The sequence below is a fragment of the Actinoplanes utahensis genome (assembly GCF_016862455.1).
Taxonomy (GTDB): domain Bacteria; phylum Actinomycetota; class Actinomycetes; order Mycobacteriales; family Micromonosporaceae; genus Actinoplanes; species Actinoplanes utahensis.
This window is the reverse complement of sequence record NZ_BOMZ01000063.1, coordinates 47,702-71,303: the sequence shown is the minus strand read 5'-3', so window position 1 is coordinate 71,303 and position 23,602 is coordinate 47,702. Positions and strand designations below refer to the sequence as shown.

The following is a 23,602-nucleotide window of genomic DNA, read 5'->3' as shown; positions in this document are numbered from 1 at the left end:
TAGGTTCCCGCCGGGAAAGCGCATTCCCCCTCGTCGGCGCTTTCCGCTAAAGGAGATCTCCATGAAATCCCGAAAAGTGCTGGCCACGGTGATCGGCGCCACCGCGGTAACCGCCGGAATCATCACCGGAATCCCCTCGGCCTCCGCGGCCACCACCACGCTGTACGTGGCGGTGAACGGCAACGACAACAACGCCGGCACCCTTGCCGCCCCGCTCGCGACCATTCAGAAAGCGATCGGCCTGACCTCGGCGGGCGGCACGATCGCGGTCCGCGGCGGCACCTACGCCCTCACCACCAACATCCAGATCACCAAGAGCGGCACGGCGGGCGCCCCGATCACGCTCACCGCGTACGGCGCCGAGAAGGTGATCATCGACGGGGAGGCCCTCGGGTACACACCGGGAGCCGTCGGGTCGACCATCCCCCGCGGAGAGCGCGGCGCGATCCACATGGAGGCGTCGTACTGGCGGCTGGCCGGGCTGGAGATCGTGCACGGGCCCTATGGCGTCTACTGCGCGGGCTGCGACAACAACACGTTCGAGCGACTGGTCACCCGGGACAACTACGAGACCGGCTTCCAGCTGCAGGGCGCCTCGGCGAACAACCTGATCCTCGACCTGGACAGCTACGGCAACCGGGATCCGCGCAAGAACGGCGAGAGCGCCGACGGGCTCGGCATCAAGGAGGGCTCCGGCACGGGCAACGTGGTCCGCGGCGCCCGGCTGTGGAACAACGTCGACGACGGCTTCGACGCCTGGCTCTTCACCTCGCCGATCACGATCCGGAACAGCCTGGCGTACGGCAACGGCTACAACCGCTGGAGCATCCCGAACTTCTCCGGTGACGGCAACGGGTTCAAGCTCGGCGGCAGCGGCGGCACCGGCCCGGCCGCCGCGCACGCGGTCGGCGACACGTTCTCCTGGAGCAACGCGGCGCACGGCTTCACCGACAACGGCAACACCGGGGCGATCACCATCGACCGCAGCACCGCCTGGAAGAACGCGAAGACCGGTTTCGACGTCGACGGCGGCTCCACCACCCGGCTGACCGCGAACCTCGCCGCCGGCAACGCCACCGCGGTCGCGCTCGGCAGATCCACCGCCGCCGGCAACTCCTGGAACATCGGCGGCACCTGGACCCTGTCGAGCACCGACGCCTCGGTCATCACCGGCGGCCGGGCCGCCGACGGCGCGATCCGCTCGTCGAACTTCCTGGTCCCGGCGAACGGCGCCGCGGTCGGCGCCCGGATCTGACCTACACCGCGCGGATGTTCCACACCCGGTCGGCGGGGTCGTTCACCCAGCGGACCATGTCGTCGGCGAGGCGGCGCAACCGGCGCGGATCGAACTCCTCCTCGGGCGCGTCGAACGCCTCGTGCGTGATGGCCAGGACCCGCCACAGCAGGCCGGTGGCGCTGTGGCGGGCCAGGCCCAGGTTGCCCTCGCCGTCGATGCACCACACGGCGCCGGGGGCCACCCCGATGACGACCTCCCCGACGTACGCCGTGACCAGCTCCACCGTCACCCGGTACGACGGGTCGAACGGAATGCGCCCCGAACCGATCTCCGGGACGAGAGCCCCGTAGTAGGACCTGCCGAGCGCCGGCTCCCCGTCGACGGCGGGCGCGCCCCGCAGCCACGCCCACAACCCGTCCAGCGACGCGAGCGAACCGTCCAGAGCCAGCCCGGTCAGCTCCCGCAGCCGCCCGGTCCGCGTGCCCGGCCACGCCGCCAGGGTCGCCGCCTCCCCGACGGTCAGGCTCCGGTCGGCGGCCGTGGCCAGCGGCGGCACACCCAGCCCGTCGACGGTCTTCAGCAGGTACTCCCGGTAGCGGGGCATGCTCTGCTCGAACGCGATCTGGTACTGCTCGCGGGCCTCGTCCAGCCGGCCCAGCGAGACCAGCACCCGGGCGTGCATCTTGCGTTCCGGCAGCGGGTACGGCTGTCGGCGGTCCTCGGCTATCGACCGTTGCGCGCGCCAGGACTCGAGCATCGCGTCCACCGAGGTCAGGCCGTCGAGCAGCGGCAGCACCCGGTCGGTGATCACGGTGGCCAGGGCCGCCCCGTCGCTCAGGTCGCCGCGGTGGTCGAGGACGTTGAACGACGGCACGTCGGAGAGGTCCAGCCGGACCGCGGCGGTGATGCCGACCTGGTGCTCGCCGGGGTTCCACCCGAACGAGTGGTCGACGACGATCACATGTTCGAGACCGGGGGCGACCTCGCGGGTGAGGGTCTGGTCGGCGCGCTGGTAGCCGTACCCCGCAAGCAGGTCCTCGACGGTCCGGATCATCCGGTCCATCGCCGCCTCCTCGACGGAACTCATCTGGGGTGCGACGGACTCGCCCGGGATCTCCTCCAGGTGCCGGTCCGCATCCACGGCGATCAGTATGCCCGCCGCGTCAACCGAGCGTGTGCCCTTCGCGGCCGCCGGTGACGAGCGGCCCGACCGGCGAATGTACTGTGCGGCGTGCGCATTCGAGAGATCGACAGTAGCGACTGGCCGCAGGTCTGGGAGATCATCCGGGACGTGGTGCGGGCAGGCGAGACGTTCCCCTACGACCCGGCGATGACCGAGGAGCAGGCGCGGCCGATGTGGGTGGAGACGCCACCCGGGCGTACGGTCGTCGCGGTCGACGGGGACCGGGTGCTCGGCACCGCCAAGATGGGCCCGAACCGCCCCGGCCCGGGATCGCACATCGCCACGGCCAGCTTCATGGTCGCCGCGAACGCTCGCCGCACGGGTGTCGGGACCGCCCTGTGCAAGGACGTCATCGACTGGGCCGGGGCCGCCGGTTACGCCGGGATCCAGTTCAACGCCGTCGTCGAGACCAACGCCACCGCCGTCGAGCTGTACCGGAGGCACGGCTGGGAGATCCTCGGCACCGTGCCGCGCTCGTTCGAGCATCCGGCCCTCGGCCGGGTCGGCCTGCACCTGATGTACCGGGAGCTCTGACCCCCGCCCCCTGAAACCCGGCTCGGGCGGATCTCCTAAAGTTGACAACCATGCAACATGATCCGCTCGAGTCCGAGACAGGTTTCGCCGGACTGGGGTTGCGGGCGGAGCTGCTCCGTGCGTTGACGACCCTCGGCTACGAAGAGCCCACCCCGATCCAGCAGGAGGCCATCCCGCCGCTGGTCGCCGGCAACGACCTGGTCGGCCAGGCCGCGACCGGCACCGGCAAGACCGCCGCGTTCGCGCTGCCGCTGCTCCAGACCCTCACCCCGGCCCGGCGCGACGCCGGCCCCGTCGCGCTGGTGCTCGTACCCACCCGCGAACTGGCCGAGCAGGTGTCCCAGGCCGTCCACCGGTACGGCCGTGACCTCGGCGTCCGGGTCCTGCCGGTGTACGGCGGCCAGCCCATCGGCCGGCAGCTGCAGGCGCTGTCCCGCGGCGTGGACGTCGTCGTCGGCACCCCCGGCCGGGTCCTCGACCACATCGAGCGCGGCACCCTGAAACTCGGCGACATCCGCACCGTCGTGCTCGACGAGGCCGACGAGATGCTCGACATGGGCTTCGCCGAGGACATCGAGGCGATCCTCGCCGAGACCCCGGACACCCGGCAGACGGTGCTGTTCTCCGCCACCATGCCGCCCCGCATCGACAGCATCGCCCGCCGGCACCTGCGCGAGCCGGTCCGGATCACGATGGGCCGCAAGGGTGTCGAGCCGGGCGAGATGCCGCTGGTCCGGCAGAGCGCCTACCTGGTCGCCCGCCCGCACCGGGCCGCCGCGCTCGGCCGGATCCTGGACGTCGAGGCGCCGACCTCGGCGATCGTCTTCTGCCGCACCCGGGAGGAGGTCGACCAGGTCACCGAGACGCTGAACGGCCGCGGGTACCGGGCGGAGGCCCTGCACGGCGGCATGAGCCAGGACCAGCGCGACCGGGTGATGAACCGGCTGCGCGCCGGCACCACCGAACTGCTCGTCGCCACCGACGTCGCCGCCCGCGGGCTCGACGTCGAACAGCTCACCCACGTCATCAACTTCAACGTGCCGGCGGCACCCGAGTCGTACGTGCACCGCATCGGCCGGGTCGGCCGGGCCGGGCGGGAAGGCTCCGCGATCACCCTCGCCGAGCCCCGTGAGCAGCGGATGCTCAAGGCCATCGAACGGCTCACCGGGCAGCGGATCACCCTGGAGAAACTGCCGACCGTCACCGACCTGCGGGCCCGGCGGCTGGAGCTGACCCGTACGTCGTTGCAGGCCAGCATCGAGAACGACGACCTGGAGAAGTTCCGGGTCGTGCTGGACTCGCTGACCGGCGAGTTCGACGTCGAGGACATCGCCCTGGCCGCGATCAAGCTGCTGCACGAGGCGGCCGGTGGCGACGTCGACGAGGACGAGATCCCGGCACCGGCGCCACCGTCCGAGTCGCGCCGGGCGCAGGGCCGCGACCGTGACCGGGACCCGCGCCAGGGCGGCCGGGGACGTCCGTCGAACGCGGGCGCGACCAGGCTGTTCTTCGGCATCGGCAGGCGGGCCGGAGTCCGCCCGCAGGATCTGGTCGGCGCGATCGCCGGCGAGTCCGGCCTGAACGTCCGGGAGATCGGCGCGATCCAGATCACCGACCGGTTCTCGCTGGTGGAGGTGCCGGAACCGGCTGCCGACATGGTCATCAACGCGATGCAGCAGGCGATGATCCGCGGTCGCCGCGCTGCCGTCCGCCGGGAGCGTTCCGGCCGCTGATCCACGTCGCCGCGACGTGGCGCCGGTCCCGGGACCGGCGCCACCTTCGTCCCGTGACCCCCCGCGGCAACGGCAGGCCTCCCGGGTGCGGACGGCGCCGTATCCGGCCGTATTTGGTAGAGAGGGTCGATGCGATTTCATCTGGATCCGCCGCGGGCCGCCGGGCCGGTCGGTCTCGGTATGCCGATGCGTGCGGCGCAGGAGGTTCTCCGGAACCTCGACGGCTACCGTCCGCCCGCGCCGGGGGCCCCGGTGCACGGGACGCTCACCCACTACGACACGGGGCTGTCGATCTCGGTCGGGCCGGACGGGAGCGGACGGGTCGGAGCCGTGGAGATCTGGCGGCCGCGGACCGGGGTGACGGTTCTGTTCCGGGAGATCCCGGTGTTCGACCTGACCGCCGACGAGCTGACGGACGCGCTGCGCAGGATCACCCGGGTCGAGGCTACGGAGGACGGCGGCCTCACCGCGCCGGATCTGCTGCTCGCCTTCTGGCGGTCGGGGGTGCCCGACGACCCGGACGACGAGGACGGCCGGTACTTCGAGTCGGTGCTGGTGGCCGCGCCGGGCTATTACGACACGCCGGCCGATCGGTTCGCCGCCGCGAGCGGGCCCGACGGCGGGGACCCGGCGGCCGGCGGAAAGGGCGGGCAGCCGGCGCTGTTCGAGCCTTAGGCCCAGGGCGTGGGCGTTCTCGGACAGCCGGCAGGCACCGCGGCACGACTCCACGGTTCGACGACTGAAGCGGCTGCCGGCGGGTAATGCGCCCGGGTATCCCCACGACCTGGAGGAGGAACCCGTGTCCGACAGTCCCCGTACCGACGTGATCGACATTCTGACCGATGACCACCGGGATGTGACGGCCCTGATCGGCGAGATCAAGGTGGTCGCGGACCCGATGATCCGGCGGGACCTGACCGACACCGCGATCAGCGAGCTGGTCCGGCACGCCGTCGCCGAGGAGATGTACGTCTATCCGGCGATGCGCAAGCACATGCCCGGCGGCGACAAGGCGGTCGAGCACGACGTGGAGGAGCACAAGGAGCTGGAGGTGACGATGAAGCAGCTCGAGGCCGCCGACGTCTCGAGCGCCGAGTTCGACGCCGCGCTGCGCAAGCTGGAGACCATCCTGGCCGATCACATCCAGGACGAGGAGACCGAGCACTTCCCCGAGCTGCGGCGGCACATCCCGGCCGAGGAGCTGGTGACGCTGGCCGGCAAGGTGGAGACGGCGAAGAAGCTGGCGCCGACCCGGCCGCATCCGGCCGCCCCGAACAGCGAGTTGTTCCACAAGCTGGTCGGGCCGGGGGTGGGCCTGGTGGACCGGCTCCGGGACCACCTGACCAACCGGGCCACCAAGTAGGACCGCGCGCGCGGGAGTCCGCGACGACACCGAACCGGTCGGTGGCCACACGCCGCCGACCGGTTCGGTGAAGGCGGGACGGCGATCCGCCGAGTCCGACATGTCCGTCCGATTATCATCACCGGACCGGGTTCGTCCGCGTGGCCCGACGAATATGCCGGTTCCGCCGGTTGCCGAAAGATCGGCTCGTTCCGTACGGTCGCTGGTCATGGAGTTGGATCAGCACCACAGCCGGACCGTGACCGATTCCGCGCGGTTCGCTCTCGCGCAGTGGTCACAGCGGCTCGGCGTCCCCGGGTTCGAGGCGATGCGGCTGCTCCCCGGCCTCGCGGCCGCGGTCGATCAGCACGTCGCGCAGATCCGGGACGCTCTCGGTGAGCTTCGCGCGGACAATCTCGCGGCGTACGCGGACGGCGTCGCCGACACGGTCACCGCCCGCGGGTGGTCCGCCGACGAGGCGGCCGTCGACTGGAGCCGGGCGTCCTGGCCGTCACTGCACCTGCTGGCCGTCTGTGTGCTGGCCGAGACGGCCGGGTGAGGGCACCCTCCGCGGGAACCCCCACCCGGGATCCGGGACCGGTCAGTCGACGGTGCGACGACCGCGCTCGCCCGGCAGGTCGGCCTCGATGCGCTCCTTGCGGACCTCGCTGCTGACGGTCTCCTCGTCGGTGATCGTCTCCTTGCCGAGGCGGACCCGCTCGACCGGAACGGTCTCGGTGTTCACGACGGGGCGGTCGGCGTGCAGGGTGACCTCGTGCTCGGACTCGGTGAGGTCCGGGCCGGAGTAGGCGGCCTGCCGGTTGTGGCCGGTGATCGGCTCCCGCTCCAGGCGTACCTCCTCGCGCTCCACCGGCACCTGGACCTGCTGCTGCTCGGTCACCACGTACTTGCGCAGGCGGGCCCGGCCGACCTCCTCGCGCTCGGTGCCGGCGTTGAGACGCTCCTCGGAACGGGTCATGGCGTCGGAGTCGCCGTGGCCGCCGCGAGCCCCGGAGTAGTCAGCGCGGGACTCGGAGTAGTCCGTGCGCGACTCGTCGTAGTCCGTGCGGGAGCCGCGGTACCCGTCGCCGGCGGCGGTCGCGCCGGCCTGGTACGCCCGGTAGTGCTCCCGCCAGTCGATGCCGTAGTACTCGTACAGCCGCTCGACGTCCTCGCTGCTCAGTGGCTCGTCGTGGTCGGCGTCCACGTTGGGCGCGTCCTTCACGGTGCCCTTCTGGAACGGCACGATCAGGCGGTCGTCGCGCACGTCGGCGTCCTGCAGTGGCACCAGAGACTCGTTGAGTCCGAACAGCCCGGTCTTGACGCTCGCCCAGGTGGGACGGCCGCTCGTGCCGTCGTCCCACACCTGGCCCACGTGGCCGATCTTGTCGCCGTCACGGTCGTAGACGTCGAGCCCGTACAGGGTCTGAACCTGCTCCACGGTGATCATCGGGGGGTTCTCCTCTCGTCGTTCGGTACGCCCCTTGCTACCCGGCAACCTCCGGGGCATGCGCACATTTCCGATGAGTCACCGTGAACGGGCTCTCATTCACTCCTGGACGTGATCCAGGTGGATTTCCGGCGTGCGCGGGTACCACCCTTCGGTGTTCACACAGCGCGATATCGACAGACTTCAAGGGATTGCGGTGTACGACCGAGCAGGTCACGAGCTGGGCACGGTCCGCCAGATCTACCTGGACGCCGAGACCGGTGATCCACTGTGGGTGACCGTCAGCACCGGCACACTGAGCTTTCAGGAATCGTTCGTCCCACTGCTCGGCGCCCGTCTCGACGCCGGCCGGCTCACCGTCGCCGCCGACGCGGATCAGGTTCGCCGGGCGCCGCTGCTGGACACCGGCGGGCCGCTGGAACACCAGCAGGCCGAACGGTTGCACGACCACTACGGGACGGCGCCGGACGACGCGATGACCCGATCCGAGGAACGGCTCGTCGCCTCCACCACCAGGGAGCCGGCCCGCCGGGTGCGGCTGCGCAAGTACCTGGTCACCGAGGAGCAGCAGGTGACCGTCCCGGTGACCCGCGAGGAGGTACGCCTGGAGGAGGTGCCGGTCGACGCGCCCGAGGAGCCGGCGGCCGGCCCGGTCGTCCTGCACGCCGAACGGCCCGTGGTCACCACCGAGACGGTGCCGGTCGAGCGCGTACGCCTCACCAAGGAGACCGTCCGCGACGAGCAGACCGTGACCGGCACCGTCCGCCAGGAACGAATCGAACTCGACGAACGGTGACGTGATCGCGGTCGGCCGGCACGCGGCCCGGGGTCAGCTCTCCAGCCAGCGCTCGATGCAGTGCAGCAGGTCCTCGGCGTCGACCGGCTTGGTGACGTAGTCGCTGGCGCCGGAGGCGATGCTCTTTTCCCGGTCACCGTGCATGGCCTTGGCGGTGACCGCGATGATCGGCAGGTCCGCGTACTTCGGCATCGACCGGATCGCGGCCGTCGCCTCGTACCCGTCCATCTCCGGCATCATCACGTCCATCAGGATCAGGTCGACGTCGTCGTGCTGGGCGAGCACGTCGATGCCCTTGCGGCCGTTCTCGGCGTAGACGACCTCCATGCCGTGCAGCTCCAGGATGTTGGTGAGGGCGAAGACGTTGCGGGCGTCGTCGTCGACCACCAGGACCTTGCGGCCGGTGAGCTTGCCGGGCAGCTCGGCCAGGCCGGTGAGGGCCCCGGTCTCGAAGGCCGGCGGCATCACCGGCATCCCGGCGTCGGTGGACAGGTGCAGGGTGACCCGTTCACGCAGCTCGTCCAGGCTGGACAGCACCTCCAGGGGCCGGGTCTGGGCCAGCGCCTGCAACAGGGTGTCCTGGTTCGCCGCCAGCGGCCGGGTGCGGTACGCGAGCACCGGCAGATGCCGCAGCCCGGTCTGGTCGTGCAGCGCCTTGAGGAAGATCGAACCGGTGTCCGACGGCATCGACAGGTCCAGCACCACCGCGTGGAACGGTTGCGACATCAGGTCGGCGATCGCGGCGTACGGGTCCACCGCCGTCGCCACCTGCACCGTCCCGTGGGTCTCGGCGACCGCGCTCGCGGCGCCCCTGGCGATCAGCGTGAGCAGCCCGTCCGCGGTGCTCTCCACCACCAGCAGCCGCCGGGTGGCCGGCCGGTCGATGATCTGCTCGACGGTGAGCTGCGGCAGCGCCGACTGGGCGACCGGGTGCGGCTCGGCCGGCCCGTCGACGTGCACCGGGGACGTCTCGATCGGCATGTACAGGGTGAACGTGCTGCCCTTGCCGAGCACGCTCTGCGCCTGGATCTCACCACCCAGCAGGTACGCGATCTCCCGGCTGATCGACAGGCCGAGACCGGTGCCGCCGTACCGCCTGCTGGTGGTGCCGTCGGCCTGCTGGAACGCATCGAAGATGGCGCTGAGCTGCTGCTCGGCGATCCCGATGCCGGTGTCGACGACCCGGAACGCGACGACCGTCTCCTGCCCGGCGAGAGCCTCGGTCAGCTCGTCCGGGCGGGCCCGTTCGATGTTCAGCCGCACCGAGCCGGACTCGGTGAACTTGACCGCGTTGGACAGCAGGTTGCGCAGCACCTGGCGCAGCCGCTGCTCGTCGGTGAACAGCCCGGTCGGCACGTCCGGCGCGGTGGACACCTCGAAGGTCAGACCGCGGGAGGTGGTCAGCGGGCGGAACGTCGCCTCCACGTAGTCGAGCAGGTTGCGCAGCTCGAACGCTTCCGGCGCGATGTCCATCTTGCCGGCCTCGACCTTGGACAGGTCCAGGATGTCGTTGATCAGCTGCAGCAGGTCGGTGCCGGCCGAGTGGATCACGTTGGCGTACTCGACCTGCTTCGGGCTCAGGTTGCGGGTCGGGTTCTGGGCCAGCAGCTGCGCCAGGATCAACAGCGAGTTGAGCGGCGTACGCAGCTCGTGGCTCATGTTGGCGAGGAACTCCGACTTGTACTTCGAGGCCAGCGCCAACTGCTGGGCCCGGGCCTCCAGCTCCTGGCGCGCCTGCTCGATCTCGGAGTTCTTGGTCTCGATGTCGCGGTTCTGCCGGGCCAGCAGCGACGCCTTGTCCTCCAGCTCGGCGTTGGAGCGTTGCAGCTCCTCGGACCGGGCCTGCAACTCCTCGGAGCGGGCCTGCAACTCGGCGGCCAGCCGCTGGGACTCGGTGAGCAGCACGTCGGTGCGGGCGTTGGCGACCATCGTGTTCACGTTGACGCCGATGGTCTCCATCAGCTGGTCCAGGAAGTCCTGGTGGATACCGGTGAACGGGCTCATCCCGGCCAGCTCGATCACGCCGAGCACCTGGTCCTCGACGACGATCGGGAGAACGACGAGCTGCATCGGCACGGCGGAGCCGAGGCTGGACGAGACCCGGAAATAGTCGGCCGGCACGTCGTCGACGACGATCCGGCGTTTCGCCACGGCGGCCTGCCCGACCAGGGACTCGCCGAGGGCGTACCGTCGCCCGGCGCCCTTGTGGCCGTAACCGCCGACCTCCCGCAGCCCCGGCTCGGTGGCCGTCTCGTCGACCAGCAGGAACGTACCGAGTTGCGCGTCGACCAGCGGGGCCAGCTCGTTCATCACCAGCGAGGCGACCGCCTCCAGGTCGCGGTGTCCCTGCATGAGCGACGAGATGCGGGCCAGGTTGGTCTTGAGCCAGTCCTGTTCCTGGTTGGCCCGGGTGGTCTCGCGCAGCGACTCCACCATGAAGTTGATGTTGTCCTTGAGCTCGGCCACCTCACCGGACGCGTCGACGGTGATCGAGCGGGTCAGGTCGCCGGTGGCGACGGCGCTCGTCACCTCGGCGATGGCGCGCACCTGCCGGGTCAGGTTGCCGGCGAGCTCGTTGACGTTCTCGGTGAGCCGTTTCCACGTACCGGAGACGCCTTCGACCTCGGCCTGTCCACCCAGCCGCCCCTCGCTGCCGACCTCGCGTGCCACCCGGGTGACCTCGGCGGCGAAGCTGCTGAGCTGGTCGACCATCGTGTTGATGGTCGTCTTCAGCTCCAGGATCTCGCCGCGGGCGTCGACGTCGATCTTCTTGGTCAGGTCGCCCTGCGCGACCGCGGTGGTCACCTGGGCGATGTTGCGGACCTGGCCGGTCAGGTTGTTGGCCATCGAGTTGACGTTGTCGGTGAGGTCCTTCCAGGTGCCGGCCACGTTCGGCACCCGGGCCTGACCGCCCAGCTGACCCTCGGTGCCCACCTCGCGGGCCACCCGGGTCACCTCGTCGGCGAACGCGCCGAGCGTGTCCACCATCGTGTTGATCGTCTGGGCCAGGACCGCGACCTCGCCCTTGGCCTCGACGGTGATCTTCTTGCTCAGGTCGCCCTGCGCCACCGCGGTCGCCACCAGGGCGATCGAGCGCACCTGACTGGTCAGGTTGGACGCCATCACGTTGACGTTGTCGGTCAGGTCCTTCCAGGTGCCGGCCACGTTCGACACCCGGGCCTGACCGCCGAGCCGGCCCTCGGTGCCCACCTCGCGGGCCACCCGGGTCACCTCGTCGGCGAACGCGGACAGCTGGTCGACCATCGTGTTGATGGTCTCCTTGAGCTCCAGGATCTCGCCGCGCGCGTCGACCCGGATCTTCTGCGACAGGTCGCCGCGGGCCACCGCCGTGGTGACCTCGGCGATGCTGCGGACCTGGGCGGTGAGGTTGTCACCCATGACGTTCACCGACTCGGTGAGGTCCTTCCAGGTGCCGGAGACGCCCTTCACGTCGGCCTGGCCGCCGAGCCGGCCCTCGGTGCCCACCTCGCGGGCCACCCGGGTCACCTCGTCGGCGAAGCTGGAGAGCTGGTCCACCATCGTGTTGATGGTGTTCTTCAGCTCCAGGATCTCACCACGGGCCGCCACGGTGATCTTCTGCGACAGGTCGCCGCGGGCCACCGCGGTCGCCACCTGCGCGATGCTGCGGACCTGGCCGGTCAGGTTGCCGGCCATCGAGTTCACCGAGTCGGTCAGGTCGCGCCAGGTGCCGGCGACCCCGCTGACCTGCGCCTGGCCGCCGAGCCGGCCGTCCGTGCCGACCTCCCGCGCCACCCGGGTCACCTCGTCGGCGAACGACGACAGCTGGTCCACCATCGTGTTGATGGTCGACTTGAGTTCCAGGATCTCGCCGCGCGCGTCGACGGTGATCTTCTGCGACAGGTCGCCGCGGGCCACCGCCGTGGTCACCTGGGCGATGTTGCGGACCTGGTTGGTCAGGTTGCCGGCCATGAAGTTCACCGAGTCGGTGAGGTCGCGCCAGGTGCCGGCGACGCCGGGCACCTCGGCCTGACCGCCGAGCCGGCCCTCGCTGCCCACCTCCCGGGCCACCCGGGTCACCTCGTCGGCGAAGCTGGACAGCTGGTCCACCATCGTGTTGATGGTGTTCTTCAGCTCCAGGATCTCGCCGCGCACGTCGACGGTGATCTTCTGCGACAGGTCGCCCGTGGCCACCGCGGTGGCCACCTGCGCGATGTCACGCACCTGGTCGGTGAGGTTGCCGGCCATCGCGTTGACCGAGTCGGTGAGGTCCTTCCAGGTGCCGGACACGTTCGGCACCTCGGCCTGACCGCCCAGCTGGCCCTCGGTGCCCACCTCCCGGGCGACCCGGGTCACCTCGGAGGTGAACAGCGACAGCTGGTCGACCATGCCGTTGAAGACGCCCGCGATCTCGCCCAGCAGGCCGTCGCCGTCCTCCGGCAACCGGGTCCGGAAGTCGCCGTCCCGAACGGCGGTCAGTCCTGCCAGCAGTTGCCGCAGGTCACCATCGGCCACCGCGGCGCCGCTCTGCATCATTCCCAGCCACCCTCATCTGTCGCGACCCGTGCCGAAAAGCATCCAGATGCTTGCACAACTGCAACAGGTTAGCGGTGAGGTGTGAATCACCCGAACATCCGGTCAGGGCGATCCGTCGGCAGGGTAATGTCGTCGGCTCGGTTCTGTGTCGATCAGCAGCAGGGACGCGTCGTCCTCCCGTTGCGGCGCCGGGATGATCTCCATCATCAGGTCGGCGAGCTCGTCCAGGCCGGCGCCCGGGTTCTCGCGCAGGATCCGGTGCAGGCAGTCGATGCCGTCGTCCAGCGGGCAGGTCCGGGTCTCGATCAGCCCGTCGGTGAACAGCACCAGCCGGCTGCCCGGCGGCAGCCGGCGTGTGTGGGTGCGCCGGGTCACCCCGCGCAGCCCGCCGAGCAGCGGCCCGCCGGTCGGCAGCTGGGTGACCGTGCCGTCCGGCAGGACCACGGTGGGCGGCACGTGACCGGCGCTGGACCAGGTCAGGGTGTGCCCACCGCCGGGCTCCGCGGTGAGGTAGGCGACCAGCACGGTGGCGATGCCGTCGAGGCCGAGCACCCGGACCGCTCGCTCGAACCGCTCCAGCAGCGCGGACGGGTAGTCGTAGCGGTCGACCAGCAGGGTGCGCAGCATGCTGCGGTAGTGGCCCATGGTCGCGGCCACCGTCACACCGTGTCCCGCCACGTCACCGATGATCACCGCCATCCGGTCGCCGTCGAGGCAGACCGCGTCGTACCAGTCGCCGCCGACCAGGTCGCTGCGGCTGGCCGGCAGATAGCGGGCGGCCAGCCGCACATGACCGGGCTGCGGCAGCGGGCTGAGCAGCGCCTTCTGCATCATCTCGGCGGCGTTGCGACGGTCGTCGAAGGCGCTGGCCCGCAGCAGCGCCTGCGCCACGTAACCGGCCAGCGCGGTCAGCACGGCCTGCTCCGCCTCGCTCGGCGAGTACGGCTCCCGCCAGCAGAACGTCAGCGCCCCGATCGGCCCGCCCGCGCCGGGCAGCGGCACACTGACGGCCGACTGCCAGCGCATCTCGGCGAACGTGCCGAGCGCGTCCGGCGTCTGCTCGGCCACCGCGTCCAGATCGGGCAGCACCACCGGGCGGCCGCCGGCCGCCGCCAGGCCGGACGGGGTGCGCACCTGCGGGCCGTACCGCTCCCACCGGGTGGCCAGGTGCGGCGGCAGCAGCCGGCCCGACACCAGCCGGATGTTCCCGCCGGTCTGCAGCCAGGACAATCCGACGTACGCCGGGTCGATGGTGCCGATGACCAGGCTGCGGACCGTCTCGACGACCTGCTCGGAGGTGGCGGCGCCGCCCAGCGCGACACTGGCGCGCAGCAGCAGCCGGGCGCGCTCGGCGATCGTCTGCGCCTGGTCCTCGCCGTCCGAGGCCGCCTGCCGCCGCCGCTCCGAACTGTACGAGGCGATCCGGGCCCGGAGGGTGTCGGAGCAGGCGGCCGCCAGGTCGGCCAGCAGCGCCGTCTCCCGCTCGGTCCACTTGCGCGGCTCGTGGTCGATCGCGCACAGCGAGCCGAGGACCCGACCCTCGGCGTCGTGCAGCGGCATCCCGGCATAACCGATCACGCCCAGGTCGTCGATCGCGGGATTGTCCCGAACCCGCGGATCGACACGGGCGTCGGTGACGATCAGCGGCCGCCCGCTGTCCACGACGTGCCGGCAGAACGAATGGCTCAGCGGGGTCTCCCGGCTGGCCGCCCACGGCTGGCCCAGCCCCGCCGCGCCGGGGAAGAACTGCCGGTCGGTGTCGACCAGCGAGACCAGGGCCACCGGCACGTCCAGGACGCTGCGCACCAGGGCGGCGAACCGATCGAACGTCGGATCGGCGACGGCGTCGAGGCCGGTGCGCAGCAGCGCGACGAGCCGCTGCCCGTCCACCTCACCGTGTGTCATCTCCGCCTTCCCCGATAGCCGTAGGGCACCCTGTCATACCCGGCCCCCCGATGTCAGCAAGCATCCGTCACCATGTGATTTCGATGATTGAAACGATGAATCCCGGGAATGCGGGCGCCATGTCGATCACCGTCCCGGAAACGACCGAGGCCACCGCGCTGGTGGAGCTCGGCGAGCTCCTGCGGGCCGCCGGTTACCGGTTCACCACCGTCACCCCGGCCACCCACGAACGGATCAACCACCGCCCCGGCAACGAGCGGGCCACCGACCTGCGCGGCGTCTTCGGCTGGAACCGCCCGTTCGGCCGCGGCCTGCTGCCCGACCGCTTCGTCGAGCTGATGGACGTCGCCGGCGTGCTGAAGCGGGACGGCGACACCTGGCGCAGCCTGGTCCGGTACTCCACCTACGACGGCGAGCTCTTCGTGCACTCGCCGTTCCCGACGACCGAGCCGGACGCGGTGTTCTTCGGCCCGGACACCCACCGGATGGCCGACGCCGCTCTCGCCGTCGTCGCCGCCCGGCAGGACCAGGTGCGGCGGGCGGTGGACATCGGCTGCGGCACGGCGGCCGGCGCGATCGCGGTGGCGAAACGGCTGCGTGGCACCGAGGTGCTGGCGGTGGACATCAATGCGGCGGCGTTGCGGTTCGCCCGCTCCAACATCCTTCTGGCGGGTACGCCCAACGTGCAGCCGCATCACAGCGATCTCCTCGACGGCGTCACCGGAACCTTCGACCTGATCATCTCGAATCCCCCGTTCATGATCGATCCGGCCGGCCGGGCCTACCGGGACGGCGGCCCGAACGGGCACGAGCTGTCCCTGCGCATCCTCGACGCGGCCGCCGAGCGGCTCGCCGGCGGCGGCACCCTGGTCCTCTTCGCCGGCACCGGCATCGCCGACGGCCGCGATCCGTTCCACGAGGCCGCCCGAACCCGTCTGGCCGGCACCGGCCTCGAATGGACGTACCGCGAAGTGGACCCGGACGCCTACGGCGAGGAACTGGACGGCCCCGCCTACGCCCACGCCGAGCGCATCGCCCTGGTGGTGCTGACCGCGACCCGCCCGTCGTGAGCCGCTCTCCGGCCGGGAGGGCCGTGCGGGTCCCCACCCCGGCGCCGGCCGGCGGGGACCGGCGGTGAGGGCCGCGCTCGTCGCCGCACGCGCGGTGGACACCGCCCGGCTCACCGTCGGCGTCGAGGAGGAGTTCCTGCTCCTCGACCCGGCGACCATGGAGAACCGGCCGGCCGCACCCGCGGTCCTGGCCGCGTTGCCCGCCGACGTCCAGCACCTGAGCCGCCGCGAATTCCGGCACAGCATGATCGAGATGGTCACCCCGGTCTGCACCGGCCTCGACGAGGTCGGCTCCCACCTGCGGCTGCTGCGAACGGCCGCGGCCCGATCCGCCCGATCCGCGGGCGCCATGCTCGCCGCAGTCGGCGCCACCCCCGTCGGCGAACCGGAGCGGGCGGTCACCGACGATCCACGGTTCCGGGCGATCGCCGACCACTACGGCCCCGTCGTCGACGACCCGGCGGTGTGCGGCTGCCATGTGCACGTCGGCGTGCCCGACCGGGAACTGGCCGTGCAGGTCTGCAACCACCTGCGCCCCTGGCTGCCGGTGCTCCAGGCGCTGACGGTGAACTCGCCGTTCCACGACGGCCGGGACACCGGTCACGCCAGCTGGCGGGCGATGCAGCTGGACCGGTGGCCCACCCTCGGCCCGACACCCTGGTTCGCCTCGGCGGAGGACCTGGACCGTACCGTCGAGCTCCTGGTCGCCTCCGGCGCGATGCTCGACGCATCGCTGATCCTGTGGCACGCCCGCCCGTCCGCCGGCTATCCCACCGTCGAGATCCGGGTCGCCGACACCTGCCCGACCACCGGCGACGCGGTCCTGCTCGCCGGCCTCGCGCGGGCCCTGGTCGCCACCGCCGTCGACCGGATCGGCGCCGGCCACGCCGCCCCGCAGATCCCGGGCCACCTGGTACGCGCCGCCCACTGGAACGCCGCCCACGCCGGTCTCGGTGGCACCCTGCTGGACCTGCGGCAGGGCCGGGCCCGGCCGGCCTGGGATCTGGTGGGCGACCTCATGCACACGGTCACCCCCGCCCTGTCCCGCAGCGGCGACCTGCCCCTGATCGAGGCCGAACTGACCCGGCTGCGCACCGAAGGCCCCGGCGCCACCCGCCAGCGCGACGCCTTCGCCCGCTCCGGCGACCTGCGCACCGCCCTGGCCCTCACCGGCGTCCCGGACGGCTCCCTCATCGACCGGTGACGGCGGCGCTCCCGCCCCTCCGCCCGACCGATCCGGAGGGTGGTTCGGCCGCTCATCGCGCCCGAACCACACCCGTTCTCGGCCACGGTCCGCGCCGTGTCCTGCCGTAGGCGGCACATCCACCGCTGATCGGCCTCCTGTGCGCCGCCCGCAGGTTCCCCGAGCACGGAGTCCCGCTCGCGACGCGGGGTTCGCGCTCGGGACGCGGGGTTCGCGCTCGGGGAACCCGCGGGGTTCCCGTTCGGGGCGCGGCGTTCCCGCTCGGGGCGCGGCCTTCCGGCTCGGGGCGCGGCCTTCCCACCCGCGGCGCGGCGTTCCCACCCGCGGCGCGGCGTTCCCACCCGCGGCGCGGCGTTCCCACCCGCGGCGCGGCGTTTCTTGTGGACGCCACATCGCCAGGAACGGATGTGATGATCCTGCGGGCGAACCCGATCCGATCGGGTGACCGGGCGGCGTTTCGGAGGGCCGAAGCCGGGCATCCCCCGCCCATGACCGCAAGCGATCACGAGCAGGGCGCCAGCGTCGTCGTCTACGAGAACGGGCCGCTGCTGGTGCGCGGCGATTTCACGCTGCGCACACCGGACGGCACGGAGATCGATCCGGGCCGGGACACCGTCGCCCTGTGCCGGTGCGGCAAGTCGGCGATCAAGCCGTTCTGCGACGGCACGCACAAGGCGGTCGGTTTCCGGGCCGCGGCCGGGCGGCAGACGCCCGCGCCGCGCTCAGACGAAGCCGCGTAGCGAACTCTCGCCCCTCCCCCAGGCGTCCAGGACCGCGCCGGCCCACAGCGAGTCCAGGGCCAGCGCGCACCGGGCGCCGAAGAGCACGTCGGCGGCGCGTTCGGGCTCGGCGGCGCAGAACGCGCCGCACATGTCGTAGGCGGCGACCTGTTCGTGCACCGCGTCCGCCTCGACGTGCTCGTCGTAGAACCGGGTGGCGTCGGCGTCCCCGCCGAGGCGGCGCAGACCGTTGCCGTACGCCCGGTTGGGTCCCGTCGACGTCATCTCGTAGGCCGCCAGGTGCCCCAGGAGCGCCCCGCGCCGCCGCCGGTGCAGGGCGAACAGGGACATCACGTTGTTGGTGGCCAGGGTCAGGGCCGGAACCGCGTCGACGTACCCGCCGTAGGTGATGTCCAGCCCGAGCCACGTCATCGTCGACTTGAACAGTTCCTGGTGCATGCGGTGCACCCGGCCGGACCCGTACTCGTCGATCTGGATCTCGATGAGGGCGGCCTTGGCCGCGCCGGCGAGCCGCGGGATCGTGAAGGTGTGCGGGTCGGCCTCCCGCAGCTGGTAGATCGAGCGGTGGGTGGCGAACTCGCGGAACTGCTCCAGGGTGGCCTGGCCACGCACGTACTTCGACAGGGACGGCCCGTCGTCGGACTCGGTGATCGCGACCAGGGTCCGGGCGACGTCCGCGGGGGCCGGTTCCGGCGGGACCACATCGGCGTACGGCCCGGTCAGCGACCGCAACGCCGTCTCGAACCGCTCCTCCGCCGCGGTCCGCACCCGGATCAGGCTCGGCTCCCACTCCCACGCGTCGTCGACCCCGTCCCATCCGCGGTACGCCAGCTCGTACAGCACGAACAGCGACAGCTGCAGATCCTCGTCGGTGATCGCCCCGGCGGCCGGGCCGAACCCGGCGGCGAGGCCCGGATCCAGGTCGTGCGGCGCGCGGGCGAGTGCGGTGATCAGGGCTTCCGAGACGGGGCCGCGGGCGGTGGGCAGCTTCATGGCCGGGTGGATGCCCCGGCGACCATCGATCAAACGCGGGCGGGCGGCCGTCGAGGACACAGTCCCCCCGAAGGCGAATCCGTCCCCGGACGTGCGGGCCGCGTCGGCCGGCCCACGGCGGCCAGGCTGAAACCCCGGCTGGCTCTCACCGTTGTCTCGGAGACGGCGAGACAGCCAGGACGACCAGCCACAAGAGTCCGCCTGGTTCTCACTGCGGACCCTGCTGGCCGATTGCTTGCCCGCCGGTTGTCGATCTTGTGAGGTTGTGGTGAATCGGTTCGCCCGAAACTCACAAGATCTCGCGCGGAAGGGGTGGAAGGGGTGAATCCGTCGCGGGCGGGTTTTCGTCCGCAGTCCCCACAGGTCGCGCGGCGAACGCATCGGCGCTGAACCGGCGGACACGCCCGGGACGGCCGCCCCGAATAACTCATCGACACGGAACGGTTGCCGATGCGGAGGATGCGACGACCGGGCCGGTGGCCCGTTATTCCTGTTCGGCAGGCGGTTCGGCTGCCGGGACCGAGGAACCAGGCGGGGTGATGGCGTGACAACCTCCGAGATGGCACGTGCGGCGGCGCTGCCCGCCCCGTACCCCGCAAGAATGGTCTCGGTGTCCTGGGACGCCATCGCCCGGATGGCGGCGCGGCTGCTCGGCGCGCCGGTCGCGGTGGTCAGTGCGGGCGACGGACGCTTCCTGGGTACGTTCGGACTACCGCACCCGGAGCCCGGCGCCCGGTGGAGCGGCCCCGGCGTGGTCGGCGACGCCCTCGTCATCGCCGACCTGACCGGCCATCCGATGACCGGGCTCGGCCTGTGCTCGCTGGCCGGGGTGCCGCTGCGCGACGAACACCGGCAGCCGCTCGGCGCGATCACGGTGCTCGACACCACCCCGCGCGCCTGGGCGGAACCCGACCTGACAGTCCTCGCCGAGATCGCCGCCGCGTTCGGCCCGGCCCTGTCCGCCGGAACGCCGGAGCCCGGACCGGACCCGCACCGGGGCTTCCTCGCCGGGCTGCTGGACAGCCTCCAGGTCGGTGTCGTCGCCGTCGACGCCGACCGGAAGCCGATGCTGTTCAACCGGACCCTGCGCCGCTTCTGCGGCCTCGGCGACGACCTGACCCCCGGTGAGGCGATGGCGGCGGCCCGGACGCGGCTGCACCACCCGGACGGCCGGCTCGTCGACGCCGACGAGATGGCGGTGATCCGGGCCCTGGGCGGGGAGATCGTGCGGGATGCCGAGGCGGTGCTGCGCGTGCCCGGCGCACCCGACCGGTACACGCTGACCAACGGCGAACCGATCCGCGGCCTCGACGGCGGACTGCTGGGCGCCGTCGCCACCGTCAGCGACGTCACCGAACGTCATCGCCGGGAACGGTTCCACGAATGCGAACTACGGGTGTCCCGGCTGCTGGCCGAAGCGGACAGCCTCGAAGAGGCCGCACCCGAACTGCTGGCCGCGCTCGGGCAGGCACTGGACTGGCCGCATGTGGCGTTGTTCCTGGTCGACGAGGTCGCCGACGTGCTGCGCACCGCCGCCTACTGGAGCGCCCCCGGCGTCCAGGTCGACGATCTGGTTCCCGAACGGATCCCGCCCGGCGACGCCGGGCCCGGCCTGGTGTGGGCGACCGGGCAGCCGCTGTGGATCCCGGACCTCACCGCGCCACGATTCACCGAGACCCCCGCGGCGTACGCGTTCGCACACGCCGCCGCGGCCCGCGGCCTGCGCGCCAGCCTCACCGTGCCGGTCCGGGACGGCGACCGCGTCCTCGGGGTGCTGGCCACCCTCAGCTCGACCGGCGAATACGACGAGTTCCTGCTCACCGGCCTGGTCGACGGGTTCGCCGGACAGCTCGGGCAGTTCCTGACCCGCCGCCGCAGCCGAGAACTGACCATGCAGCTCGATCGCACCCGCGACGATTTCCTCACCCTCGTCGGGCACGAACTACGGACCCCGCTCACCTCGATCATCAGCTACACCACGCTGCTCGCCGACGAGACCGACGACCCGGACCGGCAGCAGATGGTCGGCGCCATCCACCGCAACGTCGGGCACCTGCAACGGATCATCGACGACCTGCTCGAACTGTCGGCGCTCGAGACCGGGCACCTCCAGCTGCGAGTGTGCCGTACCGACCTCACCGCGGTCGTCGCCGCCGCCGTCGCCGCCGTCGAACCGCAAGCCGGCCTGCGCCTGCACACCGAACTGCCACCCGCCCTCACCCTGGACGCCGACCCGGAACGGTTCCGCCAGATCGTCGACCAACTGCTGTCCAACGCCGTCAAATACAGTCCCGAAGGCGGCGACATCCGGATCACCGCCGACGACACCGACCCGGACGTGATCGAACTCGTGGTCACCGACACCGGCATCGGCATCCCGGACGACGACCGGGAACAGCTGTTCACCCGCTTCCACCGCGGCGGCAACGCCCGGCACACCGCGATCCCCGGGCACGGGCTGGGCCTGCCGCTGGCCCGCAGCCTGGTCGCGGCACACGGCGGAACGATCGCGCTGGACCCGGCCCATCACCCCGGCACCCGCATCGTCGTCCGCCTGCCACGTCACGCGTAGCTCCACCCCGCCAACCCACCGCCCCCGCCGACCGCCCGCCTCCGCCAGCCCACCGCCCCCGCCGACCGCCCGCCTCCGCCAGGCCACCGCCTCCGCCGGCGCCCGGCCGCAGCCACCTTCTGCCCTTCCGCCGACCCCAAGCCGCGGCTGTCGCGAGGGCTTCCGGCCGCACCGGACCGCGGACGTTTCGGCATGCTACGGCGGTTTGCCCGCTTCCGGTCCGCGGCGCTTCTCTCACACCACGCTCCGGTACGGGCCACGCAACGTCCCGTGCCTCGCGGCGCCGACGGCAGGCATCCCCTCACGACCGTCTCCCCGGTCCGGGTCATGCATGCCCGTCCCGGTCACCCCCGGCTGGTTGTGGCTGCTGACTCGAACACCTTGAGTCAGCAGCCACAGCCAGCCGGACGAAACCGCAACCGGCCTAGAAGCGCTCCATGCCGGGATCCGCCGTAGCAGTACTGGTTTCGGGCCGCGGGCTATCAACCTCGCCGTCCGGCTCGAGGTCGTGGGCGCTTCGGCCTTCACGGGCGGCCGAGGCCCGGATTTGCCGCGCTCCGGCGGGACCTGATCCGGGCCGGCCCCGTACAAAAAGTTGGTTTTTCCGGTTTAAAGGGCTTACGCCGATATCGTGGGGATTATTCACAGTTCGGGAGGCCTGTGTGGACCTGCACGACAACATCCGAGCCAGGCGCCAGTCACGTGTTCTCCTCACCAACCTTCGGGGAGACCCCATGCCTCGTCATCGGATCATGAGCGCGCTGGTCATGACGGCCACTATCGCGCTGGCACCCGCGGCGGCCTTCGCCGACCCCGCCCTGACGCCATCCGCATCCCCCTCTCCACCGCCCCCTTCACCGTCGCCTTCGGCACCGCCGTCGCCCCCGGCCGCAGCGGATTCGGAACAGTCGGCACCGGCTGGGGCAGCTGCGGCAACGCCGACCGTCCCCCGTCCAGCGGACTCGGCATCGACTCGGGCGCTCACGGATTCGGCACCGTCGACGGACCCCTCCGAGGAAGCTCCGGCGGAGGAAGCACCCGCTGAGGACACGCAGTCCGACGAAGCGGCATCCGAGGAGGCATCCACCGAAGAGGCGCCCTCCGAAGGGGGACCGTCGGAGGAGGGACCCTCAGAGGAGGGACCGTCGGAGGAGGGACCGTCGGAGGAAGCGGCATCCGACGAAGCGCAGTCCGACGAAGCGACATCCGACGGCACACCGGCGGACGAAACGTCCGCCGAGGAAGCGGCATCCGAGGAGACGGCGGCCGAAGAAGCACCGTCCGAGGAGGCGCCCGCCGAGGAGACCTCGTCCGAGGGAACACCTTCCGAGGAGGCTCCGTCCGCGGAGACGCCGGCAGCAGCGACTCAGTCGGGAGCGACTCCGCCCGCGGAGGCTCCTTCGAAGGAGGCGCCGGCAGCAGCGACTCAGTCGGGAGCGACTCCGCCCGCGGAGGCTCCTTCGAAGGAGGCGCCGGCGACGACCACGCAGTCGACGGGGACACCGTCCGCCGACGTCTCGGACGGCACGGTCGAGCCGGGTGGAACCATCACGTTCTCCGGCAGCGGCATGCAGCCGAACGAGACCGTCTCGGTGGATGTGCGCTACTCGAGCACCGACGCGGCCGCGGCATCCCAGCCCGGCTCCGACGCAGCCGCGGCCATCACCACGACGGCGGACGGCAACGGCGGATTCAGCGTCCAGGTGCCCCTCACCCGAGCGGGCAACGCGACACTCCAGGCAACCGGCCGCATCTCCGGCGCAACAGCCGAGACCACGGTCGAGGTGATCGAGGAAGCCCCGGACAGCGACACGGCCGGAATCCCGGCGAGCGGTACGGACCCTGGCATCGACAGCGCCCCTGGTGCCGGCCCTGGTGCCGGTACGGGTAGCGGCCCGGGTACCGGTACTGACCCGAACACCGGCGCTACTACGAAGAACATCAGCGCCACCACGAAGACCGGCACCGACGCGGGCAGCCGGACGACCAGTGGCGGTACCACCGCCGGCACGAAGACCGCCACCACTACCAGCGACGACACCGGCTCCAGCCTGCCGACCACCGGCCCGTCCGACAGTCTCCCGCTGCTGGTGGTCGCGGCAAGCGGGCTGGGCGCGATCCTGCTCGGCACGCTTCTGCTGTGGCTCACCCGAGCCCGGCGCCGCAACACCACCATCTGATTCGGCAGTCCCACGCCAGTACCAGCACCGATATCTGCTCCGAACCATCCCGCGCCCGCGCCGTCCGTCGGCGCGGGCGCGGCGCGGCATGCACGGCACGGCACAGGCGGGGCGCGGCATGCGCGGGCACGGCACGGGCGCGGCGAGT

General features: G+C 71.6%; 18 protein-coding genes. 12 read left to right on the top strand and 6 right to left on the bottom strand.

From position 1 onward, the window contains the following. Positions 1-61: 61 nt before the first annotated feature. Positions 62-1,255, top strand: a complete 1,194-nt coding sequence (locus Aut01nite_RS22850) for a right-handed parallel beta-helix repeat-containing protein (protein ID WP_043533941.1) — start codon at positions 62-64, stop codon at positions 1,253-1,255. 1 nt (position 1,256) lies between these two features. Here Aut01nite_RS22850 and Aut01nite_RS22845 read toward each other — a convergent pair whose 3' ends face one another. After that, on the bottom strand, positions 1,257-2,378 hold the full coding sequence (locus Aut01nite_RS22845; protein WP_043533942.1) for a hypothetical protein: 1,122 nt from the start codon (positions 2,376-2,378) through the stop codon (positions 1,257-1,259). A gap of 90 nt (positions 2,379-2,468) precedes the next feature. Between Aut01nite_RS22845 and Aut01nite_RS22840 the strand changes: the two genes are divergently transcribed. The 5 genes from Aut01nite_RS22840 (at position 2,469) to Aut01nite_RS22820 (ending at position 6,588) form a co-directional block, all read left to right on the top strand. Continuing rightward, entirely contained in the window at positions 2,469-2,954 is a 486-nt protein-coding gene (locus Aut01nite_RS22840; RefSeq protein ID WP_043533943.1) for a GNAT family N-acetyltransferase, read from the top strand. Positions 2,955-3,004: 50 nt separating this feature from the next. After that, positions 3,005-4,687, top strand: a complete 1,683-nt coding sequence (locus Aut01nite_RS22835) for a DEAD/DEAH box helicase (RefSeq protein WP_043533944.1) — start codon at positions 3,005-3,007, stop codon at positions 4,685-4,687. 129 nt (positions 4,688-4,816) lie between these two features. After that, entirely contained in the window at positions 4,817-5,362 is a 546-nt protein-coding gene (locus Aut01nite_RS22830; protein WP_152629179.1) for a hypothetical protein, read from the top strand. A 124-nt stretch (positions 5,363-5,486) separates the two neighbouring features. Further along, the gene (locus tag Aut01nite_RS22825) at positions 5,487-6,050 is read left to right on the top strand and encodes a hemerythrin domain-containing protein (protein WP_043533945.1); all 564 of its coding nucleotides are present in this window, start codon (positions 5,487-5,489) and stop codon (positions 6,048-6,050) included. Between the two features lie 208 nt (positions 6,051-6,258). After that, on the top strand, positions 6,259-6,588 hold the full coding sequence (locus Aut01nite_RS22820; protein ID WP_043533946.1) for a DUF6401 family natural product biosynthesis protein: 330 nt from the start codon (positions 6,259-6,261) through the stop codon (positions 6,586-6,588). Positions 6,589-6,630: 42 nt separating this feature from the next. Here the strand turns inward: Aut01nite_RS22820 and Aut01nite_RS22815 are convergent, their stop codons facing one another. Continuing rightward, on the bottom strand, positions 6,631-7,479 hold the full coding sequence (locus tag Aut01nite_RS22815; protein ID WP_043533947.1) for a DUF2382 domain-containing protein: 849 nt from the start codon (positions 7,477-7,479) through the stop codon (positions 6,631-6,633). A gap of 133 nt (positions 7,480-7,612) precedes the next feature. On the opposite strand from Aut01nite_RS22815, the gene Aut01nite_RS22810 reads away from it, so the two are divergent. Then, positions 7,613-8,275: a PRC and DUF2382 domain-containing protein gene (locus tag Aut01nite_RS22810; RefSeq protein WP_307837526.1), complete on the top strand. Its 663-nt coding sequence runs from the start codon at positions 7,613-7,615 to the stop codon at positions 8,273-8,275. A gap of 33 nt (positions 8,276-8,308) precedes the next feature. Here the strand turns inward: Aut01nite_RS22810 and Aut01nite_RS22805 are convergent, their stop codons facing one another. Together Aut01nite_RS22805 and Aut01nite_RS22800 are read right to left on the bottom strand one after the other, a co-directional pair. Beyond that, complete coding sequence (locus Aut01nite_RS22805; RefSeq protein ID WP_239124610.1) at positions 8,309-12,790, bottom strand: HAMP domain-containing hybrid sensor histidine kinase/response regulator; 4,482 nt, start codon at positions 12,788-12,790, stop codon at positions 8,309-8,311. Positions 12,791-12,892: 102 nt separating this feature from the next. Continuing rightward, a complete protein-coding gene (locus Aut01nite_RS22800) occupies positions 12,893-14,695 on the bottom strand; it encodes a SpoIIE family protein phosphatase (protein ID WP_052164287.1) in 1,803 nt (600 codons plus the stop codon). 95 nt (positions 14,696-14,790) lie between these two features. On the opposite strand from Aut01nite_RS22800, the gene Aut01nite_RS22795 reads away from it, so the two are divergent. From Aut01nite_RS22795 to Aut01nite_RS22785, 3 genes are all read left to right on the top strand, one after another. Next, positions 14,791-15,765: a methyltransferase gene (locus Aut01nite_RS22795; protein WP_236643018.1), complete on the top strand. Its 975-nt coding sequence runs from the start codon at positions 14,791-14,793 to the stop codon at positions 15,763-15,765. A gap of 64 nt (positions 15,766-15,829) precedes the next feature. Then, positions 15,830-16,969 (top strand): carboxylate-amine ligase, encoded by a 1,140-nt coding sequence (locus Aut01nite_RS22790; protein WP_268871730.1) that lies wholly within the window; start codon positions 15,830-15,832, stop codon positions 16,967-16,969. Between the two features lie 488 nt (positions 16,970-17,457). Beyond that, positions 17,458-17,709: a CDGSH iron-sulfur domain-containing protein gene (locus Aut01nite_RS22785; RefSeq protein WP_043529956.1), complete on the top strand. Its 252-nt coding sequence runs from the start codon at positions 17,458-17,460 to the stop codon at positions 17,707-17,709. On the opposite strand, the gene Aut01nite_RS22780 is transcribed toward Aut01nite_RS22785, so the two are convergent. Further along, the gene (locus tag Aut01nite_RS22780) at positions 17,692-18,702 is read right to left on the bottom strand and encodes an iron-containing redox enzyme family protein (protein ID WP_043529927.1); all 1,011 of its coding nucleotides are present in this window, start codon (positions 18,700-18,702) and stop codon (positions 17,692-17,694) included. The two genes, Aut01nite_RS22785 and Aut01nite_RS22780, sit on opposite strands and share 18 nt — an antisense overlap. 544 nt (positions 18,703-19,246) lie before the next feature. On the opposite strand from Aut01nite_RS22780, the gene Aut01nite_RS22775 reads away from it, so the two are divergent. Beyond that, positions 19,247-21,274 (top strand): ATP-binding protein, encoded by a 2,028-nt coding sequence (locus Aut01nite_RS22775; protein WP_152628969.1) that lies wholly within the window; start codon positions 19,247-19,249, stop codon positions 21,272-21,274. Positions 21,275-22,700: 1,426 nt separating this feature from the next. On the opposite strand, the gene Aut01nite_RS22770 is transcribed toward Aut01nite_RS22775, so the two are convergent. After that, positions 22,701-22,844: a hypothetical protein gene (locus Aut01nite_RS22770; RefSeq protein ID WP_161790718.1), complete on the bottom strand. Its 144-nt coding sequence runs from the start codon at positions 22,842-22,844 to the stop codon at positions 22,701-22,703. On the opposite strand from Aut01nite_RS22770, the gene Aut01nite_RS22765 reads away from it, so the two are divergent. Further along, positions 22,843-23,454: a hypothetical protein gene (locus Aut01nite_RS22765; RefSeq protein WP_043529925.1), complete on the top strand. Its 612-nt coding sequence runs from the start codon at positions 22,843-22,845 to the stop codon at positions 23,452-23,454. The two genes, Aut01nite_RS22770 and Aut01nite_RS22765, sit on opposite strands and share 2 nt — an antisense overlap. Positions 23,455-23,602: the final 148 nt, after the last annotated feature.